Source organism: Streptomyces sp. NPDC003691, from assembly GCF_053981115.1.
In genome coordinates this window covers 35,160-49,231 of sequence record NZ_JBSFNQ010000059.1, presented here as the reverse complement: position 1 = coordinate 49,231, position 14,072 = coordinate 35,160, and the positions used below count along the sequence as shown (strand labels likewise).

Here is a 14,072-nt window from a genome sequence, read left to right as displayed (position 1 = left end):
GCCGGGAGCGATGCCCTGATGGCCGTCCTGATGGGGGAGCCGGTACGGGAGGGGGACCCCGCGGCGGAGAGCGCGGCGCGGGATATGGCGGTGCTCGGCGAGCAGCTCAAGCTGATCGGGGACGCGCTGGCGACGGCCCCGGCGGAGCCCGGGCCGGAGCCGGATCCGGATCCGGAGTCCACAGCGCCGACCGGGCCGGGGGCGGAACCCGGGGCGCGGTCCCGGACCGTCCCTGCTGCCGACGAGCCGGCCCGGGAGCAGCCGCCCCGGCAGTGGTGGGTGCGGGAGGAGGTGCCGGACACCGTACTGCCGGTGGCTGCCCCGGGGGGCCGTCGCCGGCGTCGCCCGCTGCTGGTGCTCGCCGCCTCCTTCGCCGCGCTGGCCTCCCTGGTCGGGGCCTTCGCGCTCATCCAGTACTACGTGGCGCACCCGTCCTCGATGTCGGCGGCGAAGGACTCCGCCCGGAGCGCCGACGGTGCCACCGGCTCCGTACGGCTCTCCCCGGGCGAGATGGTGGCCTGCTCCAGCCTCATCGTGGAGGGGGCCGTGGCCCGGGTGGAGCGGGGTCCGGCCGCATGGCTGACGGTCACCCTCGACATCGACACCTATCTCAAACCCGCGCGCGGCCCGGCGCGGGATCAGTTCCGGCTTCCCGCGGAAGCCGAGAACGTCACGGTCGGGACCCGCCTGCTCGTGATCATGGGGCGGGCCGACCACGACCGGGAACCGAGTCACTACTACGTGGGGTCGGACGTCGCCTCCGAACGTGACTGGGTGGACCAGGGGCTGCTGGAGGCGGCGACACAGGAACTCGACTGCCCGGGAAGGGGCTGAGCCGGAACCGGGCGGCCGGGAACGGGGGAAACGGGGGACCCCACGGGGGAAACACGGGGCACGGGGGAAAACGGGGGACCCCCGGAAAAGGAGCGGGGCGGGCGCCCGTCAGGACGCCCGCCCCCTCCGTACCGTCCGGCCGCGGCCTCTGACCAGGGCCGCGGCCGGACAATACACCCGGCGTGGGTACGCCGGTGCGGTTCGGAAGGGGGCCCGGAGCTCCGGGCGTACCCCTTCCTTCAGGACCTCCCGGTTACGGGACGACCTGTCCGATCACCACACTGCCGGTGCCCGCCGCGGTGCCGCGGGTGTTCACCAGCCGTACGTCACCGAAGAACTGACGCCCCTCGGGAGCCGCTCCGGCCACCACGACCTCTGCGGCGACCTGCGCCGACTCACCGGTGCCGAGCTTGATCTGCCGGTTCTCGTCGACCTGGATCCTGCCGAGGCCCGGGGCGAAGAAGACGTCCCGGTAGTCGTACTGGGTGCCGGACGGGCCGACCTCGTAGCCGTCCACCACGATCCGGTACGTGCCCGGCGCGGGCTTCTCCAGGCTCACGGCCTCCTCGGAGTCCGCGTCCGCGGACATCGCGACCCGGGCGCCCGCCTGGTTGTAGACCATCAGGTCCAGGTCGGCGTTCCGGTCGGAGGTGTTGCCGATGGCGACGTCGAGCCGCTCGACGCCCTCGCCGATCACCACGGTGGTCTGCTGGAGCTCACCCTTGGCGATGGTCGGCCGGGTCACCTTGGCGGAGCCCAGGGAGCCGCCCGCGAGCCGTCCGTCGATCGGCGCGATCTTGTTGGTGACCTGCCACTGGACCGGCGCCGGGGTGCCGACCTTGACCTCGGGCAGCGTCTGCACCGCCGGGGTGAAGTCGGCGCCCAGCAGGGTGACGTCCAGCTGGTACGGGTTGTTCAGCAGCGGCGAGGTCCGCCGCGACTCGACCTCGATCTCCCAGACGCCCGGCGCCGGCTCGTCGTACGAGCGCACGTCGGGGCGGCAGGTGTTGGACGGGTTCGGGTAGTTCGGGTAGCAGTAGATCGTGGCGCTGTCCTCCATCTGCACCCCGTACGGGTGGATGGAGATGAACCGGGTCTGGCTGTCCTTCGCCAGTCCGCCGAGCGCGACCTCCAGGGTCTTCGCGCCCTCGGGGACGGTGATGAAGTACGAGCGGTGGCTGTTGCGCTCCACCGAGCCGGACGCCGAGAAGGCGTACGAGGGGGCCGCCAGCGGCGTGGAGACCACGACGGTCGACATGATCTGCTTGTCGATGCCCTCGGTGCGCGGGTCGTCCGCCTCCAGGATGGCGCTGTGGACGCCGTCCGTCCGGGGCCTGGCCTGCACGGTCACGGTGACCGGCTGGTTCAGCGGCAGCCGCACCCGGTCGCCGGTCAGCAGCCGGAAGGTGCCGTCGTTGTTCCGCCAGTCCAGCTCGTGCCAGACGGCACGGTCCGGGCCGGTGGTCCGGGTGACGGTGATGTCGTACGTCTTCGACTGGCCGGCCTTGAGGCCGCCCTCGCGGTCGTAGAGACCGGTACCGAAGCCGGGGGTCTTCAGCGCGAAGTCGATCGCGGTGTCGACCGGGGCCTTGACGGTGTACTCATGGGCGGCGACGCCGTCCTTGATGGACTTCCACGCGTCGACGGTGTCGATCAGACCGGCGCCCTGCTCGTGCGCCTTGACCCCGGGGATCCGGTCCGCGGTGCTGGTGAGGGCGGTCCGCAGCTTGGCCGGGGTGAGGTCGATGCCGCGCTGCTTGGCGGCCGACAGCAGCAGCGCGCCCGCGCCCGCGACCTGCGGCGAGGACATCGAGGTGCCCTGGATCATCGAGTAGCCGGGCGGCAGCGCGTAGCCCGCCTCGCGGACCGGGCCGCCGGGCGACCAGGTCTGGGTGGTCTGGATCGCCGAGCCGGGGCCGGTGACGGTCGGCGTGAAGCCGCCGTCCTCCCGCGGGCCGCGCGACGAGAACGGCATCATCTGGTACTTCTTCGTCACCAGGGAGCCGTAGTTGGCCGCCCAGCTCTCCTTGGAGATGGACGCGCCGACGGAGATCGCCTTGTCGGCGACGCCCGGGTCGCCCAGGGTGTTGGTGCCGGGACCGTCGTTGCCCGCGGAGATCACCAGCTGGACGCCGTAGGTGTCGATCAGCCGGTTGTACAGCTCCGAGCGGGCGTTGTTGCCGTCGTTGAGCGCCGGGAGACCGCCGATGGAGATGTTGACGATGTCCACGCCCCGGTTGATCACCAGATCGGCGAGGCCCTCGGTGAGCGCGATGTTGGTGCAGCCGCCGCTCCAGGAGCAGGCGCGGGAGGAGACCAGCTTGGCGCCGGGGGCGGCACCGTTCATCTTCCCGCCGAACAGGCCGTTGGCGGCGGTGATGCCCGCGACGTGCGAGCCGTGCGAGCCCTCGATGATGCCGATGCTCGCGTAGTCGGCCTTGGCGCCGGTGGACGGGTTGTAGACGACGTCCTTGCGCAGTTCGATCACGAACGGGATGCGCTCGGCGATCGGGGTCGACGGGTCGTCCTGACCGAAGTAGCCGATCTGGAAGCCGTCCTTGTACTGCTTCATCGGCGTGTCGTCGGTGAAGTCGGCGTTGTTGTTCAGGTCCACCCGGACGGTCCCGGCGGCCGCGTCGTACAGCATCGCCCAGGTGTCGGTGGTGTCGCCGTCGCGGTTGAGGTCGCCGGCCATATCGCCGTTGCGGGTGACCGCCTCGGCGAAGATGTTGAACCGGTAGGTCCCGGCGGGCGCGGTGTAGGCACGGCTGTTGACCGTGAACGACGGTCCCGCGACCTCCAGCCGCATCTGGCGCCAGGTGCCGTCGCCGTCGATGACGGGGTCGGTGGCGGTGACCCAGTCGACGATCTTGCGCTCGCCCGTGGTGGTCTTCTGGAGCGCGGGGTGCGCGATGTCGACGCCGGAGTCGAGGATGCCGATGGTGATCCCGCGGCCGTCGTACGTCGGGTTCTTCTTCACGAAGTCCACGGCGCCCGTCTCGAAGGACGGGTTGTACGGGTTCTTCGCGGGGGTGTTCGCGTCGGGCGCCGGGTAGCTGCGGACCTGCTTGCCGGTGGCGCCGGCGGCCGCCTTGACGGTGTCCGCGGCCGGCGTCGGGTCGTCGAGCTTCACCTCGTGGCGGAGGTCGATGCCATGCACGCTGGGGAGCTTGGCGGCCGTCTTGAGGGCGCTCTCCGCCTTCGCGGTGGGGAGCGTGGCCCGGACATAGCCGAGGGCGTCGTACGTCTTGCCGACTGCGGCGCCGTCGACGGCACCGAGCTGGGCGGCGACCGCCTCGGTCGCACCGGGGGCGGTGGCGACCATGACGGTGACCTGCTTCTCGCCCTTGGCCTGTGCCTCGGCGAGGAGTTCGGCATCGGCCGAGCCGAGCTTCTTGTCGGCGGCCGGTACCGGCTTCGCGCCGCTCGCCGTGCCCGCGCCGGGGTCGTCGGCGGGCGAGGTCGCGAGGGCCGGAGCGGTACCGGCGGCGACCAGAGCGGTCACGAGCGACGCGGCGGCGGCGATCCGGGCCACGCGTCTGCGCCGGGTGGGGGAGCCTCCGGTTATGGGGCTCTGGGTTTCGGGGGTCATCGGCATCCCTGTTGGTGAATGAACGGTTTCCCTGAGGTGCTGCTGTGCAGCGGTGGTGCGGGGGGTGATGCAGGGGTGGTGCGGTGGTGGTGCCGTGGTCGTGGAGCGGTCGTGCAGCGGTCCGGAATTCGGTGCCGGACGACCGCTCAGCCTTTCGTACGGAGCGGGGGTTTGGGGAGAGCCCGCGCGGAATTGTGATGTGACCATGGCAGAAAACCGCCCTCAGGGAGGCGCAGTCAAGGCGTACAAGGAGGTGCAGAAGGGGAGTTAGCGCACGGTGTGGTGCGGTACGCGCGACATGCGCCGACGCGCGGGGCGCCCGGGACGGATGGTGTGACTGGCCGATTGGGCACCGTGGCATGCCGACGCCCCGAGCACCCGGGTGCTCGGGGCGACGGGCCGGCGGCGCTCCGGACGTCCGTCGAACGTCCGTCGGAACGTCCGTCGGGACATGTCCTCGCCGCCGCGTGCCGCGGTCAGGAAGGGCGGGTCGCCTTGCCGTCGAGCCAGAGGGTGTCGGAGTCGTCGCGGTGCGAGCCGGTGGTGCCGACGTGCTTGGCATCGATGCGGGGGCCGTGCTTGATGACGTGGACCAGCGCCATGCCGTGGCCGCGCCCCAGGCCGTAATCCTCCTTCAGCCAGGCGAGGATGGTGCCCGCCTTGGTGGCCGGGGCGTCGAAGCCGCGCTCCTGGGCCAGGGCGATGAAGGCGCGGGGGGTCAGTCCGGTCTTGGTCTCGATGGTGTCCAGATATGCCTGGAACGACATGGGGTCCCTCTTTCCGGTGGGCGATCGTCGACGGTCGGTGGCCGTGGCCGGGCCGGGTCCGGGTCGGACCCGGCCCCGTGGCCGGGCGGCTCAGGCGGGCTGGTAGGTCAGGTCCAGTACGCCGGTGGAGAAGGTGTTCGAGGCGGTGAGCCGCAGCGGGACCCGGCCCGCGTCCCCGGGGAACAGGCGCTTGCCGCTGCCCAGCACGATCGGGTGCACCAGGAGCCGCAGTTCGTCGAGCAGGCCCGCTTCCAGGAGGGTGCGGGTCAGGGAGATGCTGCCGGAGAGGTTGATGTTCGCGCCCGGCTGCTGCTTGAGGTCCTTGAGGAAGGCAATGAGGTCGCCGTCGATGACGGTGGTGTTGTTCCAGTGGGCCTCGGTCAGCGTGGTCGAGGCGACCAGCTTGCGGATGCCGTTGAGCGCGTCCGCCATCGGGCCGCGCCGCTTCGGCCAGGACGCGGCGAACGTCTCGTAGGTCAGCCGCCCCATCAGCAGCGTGTCCGCTCCGGCCTGCATTCCGGCGAGGGCCGCGCCCATCTCGTCGTTCAGATACGGGAAGTGCCACTCCTCCGGCGCTTCCGCCACGCCGTCCAGCGATACGAACAGGCCCGCCACGATTTTGCGTCCTTCGACCGTCATGACCAATCTCCTCCGTCTGATGGCGGCGCCCGGGGTTTCCCGGGGCCGGTACTGGACCGTACAGTACTCAGACGAGTACTGGTCAGTCCAGTACTCTTCGAGGGAGAATTCAGGAGGCTCGTATGCAAGGACCCGAGGACGGCCGGTCCGCCCGCAAACACAAGGCGATCATGGAGGCGGCCACCGGGCTGTTCCTGCGCAAGGGATACCCGGGCACCAGCATGGACGAGATCGCCGCGACGGCCGCGGTGTCCAAGCAGACCGTGTACAAGCACTTCGCGGACAAGGAGACGCTGTTCGGCGCCATCATCACCAACGCCAGCAGCAAGGTCGGCCCGTTCGTCGAGGTCGTCGAGGCCCTGCGGGACACGGACGACCTCGACCGGGATCTGACCGGACTGGCCCGGCATTACATCGTCACCGTCATCGAGCCCAGAGGGCTGCAACTGCGCAGGCTGCTCATCGCGGAGGCCGGCCGGTTCCCCGATGTGGCGGCCGACTACTACCGGCGCGCGCCCGAACGGACCATCGCCGCACTGGCCTCCTGCTTCGAGCACCTCGCGGGCCGCGGGCTGCTGAGGCTGGACGATCCGCTGCTCGCCGCCCGGCACTTCGCCTGGCTCGTCCTGGCCGTCCCCATGGACCGCGCCATGTTCTTCGCCGGCGACGACATCCGGCCCGCGGCCGAACTGGAACGGCTGGCGGACGAGGGCGCCCGCGTGTTCCTCGCCGCCTACGCCGCCCGCTAGAGGCGGCCGGGCCGCGCGCGCCCCGCGGGGCGGCGGGGTCGGGGGTCGGGCGTCCGTGAACCGGTGCTCTCCGGCCCCACGGTCCATGGCCGGCGCGCCGCGGCCCGGTGCCGGCACGCGGGTGTCCGGGCCTCCGGTGCCCGGGCCTTCCGCGCCCGGAGCGGCGAGGCTCAGTGGGGGAGGACCACCACATACGCCGGGGGGTCGCGGTCCAGCGCCGCCAGCAGGGACGTCCGTACCGCGGCCGCCTGCTCGTCCGGCCGGTCCCGCAGGTCCCGTGGCGTCATGAGGACGACGGTGACGCCGAGCTGCTCCAGATGATCGCTGCGCGCGGCACAGCCGCCCGGCGGCCGCCCGCCGGGGCCGGCTCCGGCCTCGGAACCGGCTCCGGGGGCGGTTCCGGTTCCGGGTACGCCGTACTCCGGGACGGTCAGGACCACCGCCACGCACTGCTCCGGCCAGTAGGCGTCGACCCGGCCGAGCGGAGTGCCGCCGGGGAGCTTCAGGTCCACGTTCCACAGCGGGTCCGGCAGCGCGTACGCGTACACCAGCGCATAGAGCCGCTCCTCGGCGCGGGACCTGCCCTCGGCCAGCAGCGCGTCCACCGCACCCGCGACGGGCGGGCGGCGCAGAGCACCCGTCCGGTCCAGCTCCGCGACCAGGGTGGCCGGATCACAGTGCCCGCCGCCGACCGCCTCCGTCACCAGCAGGCGTACGGCGACGGGATCGACCAGCTCCGCGACGGCGTCCGCGACCGCGCGGACCACCGGTGCCACGGGCAGCCCCGTGACGTACTGCGGCTCCGGTACCGAGCCCGCCCGGACGATCCTGGCGAAGCCGGTCGAGCGCAGCCGGCGGGTCCGCGGCACGAGCACGTCGATCCGGTCCAGCTCGCGCAGCGGCGGCACGGTGGCGAACCCGTGCAGGGCGAGGGCGGCGAGGCCGGTGAGTACGGCGGTGACCCGGGAGTACGGCTCCGGCTCCGGTACGGCGGGATGCTGCGGGGTGACGGGCCGCCCGGCGTACAACAGAGCGCCGCGCAGCCGCTCCTCACTCGTCGGAACGCCCCGGCGCAGCAGGTACACCCCGGGCAGCAGCGCCTGCCACGGGCCGCCGGCCCGGCACCGGGCGGCGAGCCGTGCGCCTCCGACACCGCGCTCCCGCAGCTGGGCGGCGGACAGGACACGGTCGCGGACGTCGTCGGCGCGGCCGGGGGCGTAGGTGGTGGCGAGGGCCGGGGACGGGGCCTGGGGGAGGGGCGCGTCGGGGTTCATGCGGAGGGGATGCCCGGGCTGTCGGCGGGCGATAACCCCTGTTACACCCCCGTCGACAACCTGACACGCCGCCGCCCTAAAGTCCCCACGAGACGGGCTCCGCCCGGGGGTGCCCACGACCGGGTGCGGTGACCGTTCCGGTGGGTTCCGCCCCAAGTGCCCGTGACCATGCGCGGCCACCGTTCCGGCAGGCTGTCGTCCGTGGGCCCGGTCGGGCCTCGGGCACCCGCGGGGGTGGCCGCCGCCGCGTTGTGGGCAGGCGTTCCGTGGGCGGAACGGGTGGGCACAACGCCCCGCGGCGCGGTCACTTTTCCGGTGCGCCACGCCCAAGGCCCCGGCCCCGCCCGGCTGCCCGCGCCGGGCTGCTCGGGGCGAGGGGCCCTTGGCGCGGGCGGGCGCTTGTGGGTTGTGCCCACCCGTTCCGCCCTGCGGAACGGTTGCCCACAACGGTGGTTCCCCGGCCCGCCCCGGGCAAGGCCGCTCGGAGGTACCCCGGGGCGGGCGGGCGAGGCGGCCCGGCCGGCCCGGAGGTGCCGCCCGCCGCCACCGCCCCCGGGACCTTGTCCGGGCAAGGCCCCCGCCCCCGGGCATCCTGGCCGGGCAAGGCCCCGTCGGGGAGAGGCGCCGGGCTATCGGGAGGCGTCCCGGGACTGGGCGCGGAGGGCGCGGGTCAGGTCGTCGTGGGCCTCCAGGACCAGCCGCCGCAGGGCCGGCGCCGCATCCGCCCGCTCCGCCAGCCACCGCTCCGCCGCCGCCTTCGCCGACTCCCCCTGGAACGCGGGGAACAGCCCCGAGACGATGCTCATCCCGATCTGGATGGACCGCTCGCTCCACACCCGCTCGACGGCATCGAAGTACTTCGGCGCGTACGGCGCCAGCAGCTCCCGCTGCCCCGACTGCGCGAAGCCGGAGATCGTCGCCTCCACCAGCGCGTTGGACAGCTCGTCGGACTCGACGACCCGCTCCCAGGCCAGGTCCTTGACCTCCGCGGACGGCCGTGCCGCCAGGCACCGGACATGGTGCCGGGTCCCCGACGCGGTGTCGTCGCGCGCCAGCTCCGCACCGAGCGCGTCCGCGTCGGCGACGCCGTGCGCGGCCAGCGGCTCCAGGAAGGCCCAGCGCAGCTCCTGGTCGACGTCCAGGCCGTCGATCTTCGCGGTGCCGTCCAGCAGCCCCGACAGCAGCTGCAGATCCGACGGGGTATCCGCGACGGTCGCGAAGAACCGCGCCCAGGTCAGCTGGTGCTGACCGCCCGGCTCGGCGAGCCGCAGCTCCCGCAGTGCCCCCTGGGCCAGCAGCTTCCCGCCCTCCGCGCGCCACTCCGGCGCCGCGTAGTGGACCAGGGCGATCCGGGCCCAGGCGTGCAGCATCTGCAGCACCCCGATATCGGTCTCGCGCCCGGCGAACCGCAGCACCAGGTCCACGAAGTCCCGTGCGGGCATCAGCGCGTCGCGGGTCAGGTTCCACAGGGCCGACCAGCACAGGGCCCGTGCCAGCGGGTCGTTCACATCGCCGAGGTGCGCCCGGAGCGTGTCCAGCGACCCCTCGTCGAAGCGGATCTTGCAGTACGTCAGGTCCTCGTCGTTGACCAGGACCAGCGCGGGCCGCTCGGCCCCCACCAGACCGGGCACCACGGTCCGGGCGCCGGTGACGTCCGCTTCGGCGGAGGCGTACCGGACCAGCTCCCCGCCCTCGTGCCGGTAGAGGCCCACGGCGATCCGGTGCGGCCGCAGCACGCCCTCCCCGCCGGGGACCCCGTTGCCCGGGTCCTGGACGATCGCCAGCTCGGTGATCCGGCCGGCCGCGTCATGGGTGACCATCGGGGTCAGGGAGTTCACACCGGCGGTCTGGAGCCAGGCCCGCGACCAGGCGGTCATATCCCGGCCGGAGACCTCCTCCAGCACCGACAGCAGATCCGCCAGCCGGGTGTTCCCGTACGCGTGCCGCTTGAAGTAGCGCCGGGCGCCCTCCAGGAACGCGTCCTCTCCGACGTACGCCACCAGCTGCTTCAGAACGCTCGCGCCCTTGGCGTAGGTGATGCCGTCGAAGTTGAGCTTGGCGTCCTCCAGATCGCGGATGTCCGCGGTGACCGGGTGCGTCGACGGCATCTGGTCGGCACGGTACGCCCACGCCTTGCGGTTGTTCGCGAAGGTGGTCCAGCCGTTGGTGAAGCGGGTCGCGCCGACCATCGCGTACGAGCCCATGAAGTCCGCGAAGGACTCCTTCAGCCACAGGTCGTCCCACCAGACCATGGTGACCAGGTCGCCGAACCACATATGGGCCATCTCGTGCAGGATCACATTGGCCCGGCGTTCGTACGCCGCCCGGGTCACCTTGCCCCGGAAGATGAACTCCTCCCGGAAGGTGACACAGCCCGGGTTCTCCATCGCGCCGATGTTGTACTCGGGCACGAACGCCTGGTCGTACTTGCCGAACGGGTACGGGTAGTCGAAGCGGTCGTGGAAGAAGTCCAGCCCCTGCTTGGTGACGAGGAAGACGTCGTCCGCGTCGAAGTGCCGGGCCAGGCCCTTGCGGCACATCGCGCCCAGCGGGATCTCCAGCACGGTGCCGTCGTCCAGCGTCCGGGTGTAGAGGTCGGTCTCGTAGTGGTAGGGACCGGCGACGACCGCGGTGATGTACGTGGAGATCGGCCGGGTCTCGGCGAACCGCCACACCCCGTCCGCAGCGTCCCGCTCCCCGGCGCCGTTGCTCCACACCGTCCAGCCCTCGGGCGCGGTCACCTCGAACCGGAACGGCGCCTTGAGATCGGGCTGCTCGAAGTTGGCGAACACCCGGCGGGCGTCGGCGGGCTCGTACTGGGTGTACAGGTACACCTCGCCGTCCTCCGGGTCGACGAAGCGGTGCAGCCCCTCGCCCGTCCGGCTGTACGCACACTGCGCGTCCACGACCAGCACATTCTCCTCGGCCAGGCCGTCGAGCCTGATCCGGGAGCCGTCGAAGACCTCGGCCGGGTCCAGCTCCCGCCCGTTGAGGGTCACGGCGGTCACGGAGGGCGCCAGCAGATCCGCGAAGCTGTCGGCGCCCGGCCGGGCGGAACGGAAGCGGATCGTCGTCACGGACCGGAAGGTCAGCGGCCCGGCGGCGGTCGCGTCCGTAGTCGTTTCCGCGGTCGCGGTCGCGGACGTCACGTCGAGGGCCACCTCGTACCCGTCGACCGACAGCAGCTCGGCCCGCTCGCGGGCCTCGTCGCGGGACAGATTCTCACCCGGCACGGGCACTCCTTCGTCTCTCGGCTCAACGGCCCGATCCTCCCATGCGCCTCCGGAGGCCGGACGGGGGGAATCGGCCGGTCACCTCGCCTGTTGTTCGAAGGAGCGTCCGAACGGCAACGGTTCCCCTCGAGGAGAGACATGTCTGACAACGGCAGGACCCCCGCGGACTTCTGGTTCGACCCGCTCTGCCCCTGGGCCTGGATGACCTCGCGCTGGATGGTGGAGGTGGAGAAGGTCCGGGACGTGGAGGTCCGCTGGCATGTGATGAGCCTGGCCGTACTGAACGAGGACAAGCTGGACCAGCTGCCCGAGGAGTACCGCGAGGGTCTGAAGCAGGCCTGGGGGCCCGTCCGGGTGGTGATCGCGGCCCAGCAGCTCCACGGCGACGCGTACACCGGCCCGCTGTACACCGCCCTGGGCACCCGCTTCCACAACGAGGGACAGGGCCCGTCCCGGGAGGCGATCGCCGAGGCGCTGGCGGAGGTGGGGCTCCCCGCCGGACTGGTCGAGTACGCCGACCGGGACACCTACGACACCGAGCTGCGCGCCTCCCACCAGGAGGGCATCGACAAGGTCGGCCAGGAGGTCGGCACCCCGGTCATCGCCGTCCCCGGCGCCGACGGCGAGCAGATCGCCTTCTTCGGCCCGGTCGTGACCCCCGCGCCGCAGGGCGAGGCGGCGGCCCGGCTCTGGGACGGCACCCTGCTGGTGGCGTCCACCCCGGGCTTCTTCGAAATCAAGCGCACCCGTACGGCGGAGCCCGACTTCTCCAACCTCTGAGCAACCCGGCCCGCCGGACCGGCAGCCGTCCGGCGGCATGCCAGTAGCCGGGACGAACGGAAGGACCCCCGCGAGTCACGTCCTCACGGGGGTCCTTCTTCATTCCGCCCACACGTGAAGGTTGAGAAGACGATCACGAGCAGGACGACGGGTGACGGCCGGGGCTCCCGCCCCGGCCGCGCCGGGTCAGGGGGCGATCAGCGGGGTGCGCTCCTTGGCCTGCTCGAAGCGCTTGGCGACGTCCTGCCAGTTGACGACGCGCCACATCGCCTCGATGAAGTCCACCTTCTGGTTCTTGTACTGGAGGTAGAAGGCGTGCTCCCAGGCGTCGAAGACCAGGATCGGCACCGAGCCCTGGCCGACGTTGCCCTGGTGGTCGTAGACCTGCTCCACGATCAGACGGCGGCTGACCGGCTCGTAGGCGAGCACACCCCAGCCGGAGCCCTGGGTGGTCGCGGACGCCTTGGTCAGCTGGGCCTTGAACTTGTCGAACGACCCGAAGGACTCGGCGATGGCGTCCGCCAGCTCGCCGACGCCGTCCTTGTCCAGCGGCTCGCCGCCGCCGTCGCCGGTCATGTTGTGCCAGTAGATGCTGTGGAGGATATGGCCGGAGAGGTGGAACGCGAGGTTCTTCTCCAGCCCGTTGATCGCTCCCCAGGCGTCCTTGTCCCGCGCCTCGGCGAGCTGCTCCAGGGTGTCGTTGGCGCCCTTGACGTAGGCGGCGTGGTGCTTGTCGTGGTGCAGCTCGATGATTTCCGGGCTGATGACAGGCTCAAGAGCCGCGTAGTCGTAAGGCAGCTCGGGAAGCGTGTAGATGGCCATGATGTCCGGTCCCTCCGGGTGACGCTTATTGCACATCCTATGCACCTGCACGCTATCAGCGGGAACAGCCGACTCACGGTCATGCCTTGGTCCTAGTCCGGAGGGTGGGTAGCCCTCCTGCCAGGGGCGGAGCACGGCCGTCCGGGGGCTTGCGCATGGGCCTGTCCGGAGCCCCGGCCGGGCACGCGGAGCTCCCTGCCGGGGACGTGCCGGGACCCCCGGGCGGGCCGGACCCCCGGGGATGCGCCGGGACCCCCCGAGCATGGCGGGACACCCCGGACGCGCCGGAGCCCCCGGGGGGCGGACCCGGGGGCTCCTGGCGCGGGCGGCGGTCGGCCGCACCCGGCTTCCGCGGGCGGCGGTCAGCCGCGCCCGACGGCGTAGCGGCGGATCTCCGCGGCGATGAACGTCGCGGCCTTCCGGGCGACTTCCCGGCTCGCCCCGCCCACATGCGGTGTCAGCACCAGATTGGGCGTGGCGAAGAGCCGGGATCCCGGACGCGGCGGTTCCTCCTCGTAGACGTCGAGGGCGGCCGCCGCGAGGTGTCCGCTGTCGAGGGCGTCGCAGAGGGCCTCGGTGTCCACGATGGCCCCGCGGGCCGTGTTGACCAGGACCGCGCCGCGCGGCATCAGGGAGAGTTCGTGCGGCCCGATCATGCCGCGGGTCTCGGGGGTGAGCCGGGCGTGCAGCGTCAGTACCCGCGAGCGGACCAGCAGCGCCTCCAGGGAGGCCGTCCGGGTGCCGTGGACATCGCCGCGCACATAGGGGTCGTAGACCGAGACCGTGGAGCCGAAGGCGCCCAGCACCCGGGCGACCCGGCTGCCGACCGCCCCGTGCCCGACGACGCCGACGGCGGTGTCCTCCAGCTCCGTACCGCTGTGCTCGTACGTATAGCAGGAGCCGTCCCAGTGGCCCTTCGCGGTGAGGGAGTTGTGCGCCTCGGGGATGCGGCGCATGGCGCAGAGCATCATCCCGAGGGTGAACTCCGCGGTCGCGGCGGCGTTGCGGCCGGGCGCGCAGACCACCCGGACGCCCCGCGCCCGCGCCGCCGCCGTATTGACGTTGACGGGCCAGCTCCGGCAGACCGCGATCAGCCGGAGCGCGGGCGCGGCGTCCAGCACCCGTTCGGTGAAGGGCGCCATCTGCGTGACGCACACTTCGATTCCGTCCAGCGCGGCGATCAGCGCGTCCTCGCTGTCGCTGGCCTCCTCCACCTCGCCGACCGCCCCGAAGGGCTCCAGTGGCCAGGGCAGGGTCAGTTCGCTGAGGTCGAGCGCCGCCGCGTCGGCCAGATCGCGCCGGAGGGCCTCCGCGATCAGGGCGTTGCGGACGAAGTGGTCACCGGCAGCCAGGACTCTCATGCATCGCCTCCGCGGATGGCG

Annotated in this window: 10 protein-coding genes; 3 read left to right on the top strand and 7 right to left on the bottom strand. The window is 72.2% G+C overall.

Annotated elements, in window-relative coordinates; genetic code table 11:
* Positions 1-834, top strand: an 834-nt coding sequence (locus ACWDR0_RS24775; protein WP_456353951.1) for a hypothetical protein, incomplete at its 5' end; no start/stop codon positions are given.
* 253 nt (positions 835-1,087) lie between these two features.
* Here ACWDR0_RS24775 and ACWDR0_RS24770 read toward each other — a convergent pair.
* From ACWDR0_RS24770 to ACWDR0_RS24760, 3 genes are all read right to left on the bottom strand, one after another.
* A complete protein-coding gene (locus ACWDR0_RS24770; RefSeq protein WP_456353950.1) occupies positions 1,088-4,432 on the bottom strand; it encodes a S8 family serine peptidase in 3,345 nt (1,114 codons plus the stop codon).
* A gap of 470 nt (positions 4,433-4,902) precedes the next feature.
* Positions 4,903-5,193 carry a DUF4287 domain-containing protein gene (locus tag ACWDR0_RS24765; RefSeq protein WP_456353949.1) on the bottom strand — a complete coding sequence of 97 codons (291 nt, stop codon included), beginning with the start codon at positions 5,191-5,193 and terminating at the stop codon, positions 4,903-4,905.
* Positions 5,194-5,283: 90 nt separating this feature from the next.
* Positions 5,284-5,832, bottom strand: coding sequence for a dihydrofolate reductase family protein (locus ACWDR0_RS24760; protein ID WP_456353948.1), 549 nt, complete (start codon positions 5,830-5,832; stop codon positions 5,284-5,286).
* Between the two features lie 122 nt (positions 5,833-5,954).
* Between ACWDR0_RS24760 and ACWDR0_RS24755 the strand changes: the two genes are divergently transcribed.
* Positions 5,955-6,581, top strand: a complete 627-nt coding sequence (locus tag ACWDR0_RS24755) for a TetR/AcrR family transcriptional regulator (RefSeq protein ID WP_456353947.1) — start codon at positions 5,955-5,957, stop codon at positions 6,579-6,581.
* A gap of 170 nt (positions 6,582-6,751) precedes the next feature.
* Here ACWDR0_RS24755 and ACWDR0_RS24750 read toward each other — a convergent pair whose 3' ends face one another.
* Entirely contained in the window at positions 6,752-7,855 is a 1,104-nt protein-coding gene (locus ACWDR0_RS24750) for a hypothetical protein (RefSeq protein ID WP_456353946.1), read from the bottom strand.
* A 629-nt stretch (positions 7,856-8,484) separates the two neighbouring features.
* The gene (gene pepN, locus ACWDR0_RS24745; protein WP_456353945.1) at positions 8,485-11,088 is read right to left on the bottom strand and encodes an aminopeptidase N; all 2,604 of its coding nucleotides are present in this window, start codon (positions 11,086-11,088) and stop codon (positions 8,485-8,487) included.
* A 138-nt stretch (positions 11,089-11,226) separates the two neighbouring features.
* Between pepN and ACWDR0_RS24740 the strand changes: the two genes are divergently transcribed.
* Positions 11,227-11,868: a mycothiol-dependent nitroreductase Rv2466c family protein gene (locus tag ACWDR0_RS24740; RefSeq protein WP_456353944.1), complete on the top strand. Its 642-nt coding sequence runs from the start codon at positions 11,227-11,229 to the stop codon at positions 11,866-11,868.
* 186 nt (positions 11,869-12,054) lie between these two features.
* On the opposite strand, the gene ACWDR0_RS24735 is transcribed toward ACWDR0_RS24740, so the two are convergent.
* The gene (locus tag ACWDR0_RS24735; protein WP_456353943.1) at positions 12,055-12,690 is read right to left on the bottom strand and encodes a superoxide dismutase; all 636 of its coding nucleotides are present in this window, start codon (positions 12,688-12,690) and stop codon (positions 12,055-12,057) included.
* A 362-nt stretch (positions 12,691-13,052) separates the two neighbouring features.
* Complete coding sequence (locus ACWDR0_RS24730) at positions 13,053-14,051, bottom strand: 2-hydroxyacid dehydrogenase (protein ID WP_456353942.1); 999 nt, start codon at positions 14,049-14,051, stop codon at positions 13,053-13,055.
* Positions 14,052-14,072: the final 21 nt, after the last annotated feature.

Bases quoted from the DNA above. Each gene is read 5' to 3' on its own strand.
- ACWDR0_RS24770 (WP_456353950.1), bottom strand. From the start codon at position 4,432: ATGCCGATGACCCCCGAAACCCAGAGCCCCATAACCGGAGGCTCCCCC.
- ACWDR0_RS24765 (WP_456353949.1), bottom strand. From the start codon at position 5,193: ATGTCGTTCCAGGCATATCTGGACACCATCGAGACCAAGACCGGACTG.
- ACWDR0_RS24760 (WP_456353948.1), bottom strand. From the start codon at position 5,832: ATGACGGTCGAAGGACGCAAAATCGTGGCGGGCCTGTTCGTATCGCTG.
- ACWDR0_RS24755 (WP_456353947.1), top strand. From the start codon at position 5,955: ATGCAAGGACCCGAGGACGGCCGGTCCGCCCGCAAACACAAGGCGATC.
- ACWDR0_RS24750 (WP_456353946.1), bottom strand. From the start codon at position 7,855: ATGAACCCCGACGCGCCCCTCCCCCAGGCCCCGTCCCCGGCCCTCGCC.
- ACWDR0_RS24740 (WP_456353944.1), top strand. From the start codon at position 11,227: ATGTCTGACAACGGCAGGACCCCCGCGGACTTCTGGTTCGACCCGCTC.
- ACWDR0_RS24735 (WP_456353943.1), bottom strand. From the start codon at position 12,690: ATGGCCATCTACACGCTTCCCGAGCTGCCTTACGACTACGCGGCTCTT.
- ACWDR0_RS24730 (WP_456353942.1), bottom strand. From the start codon at position 14,051: ATGAGAGTCCTGGCTGCCGGTGACCACTTCGTCCGCAACGCCCTGATC.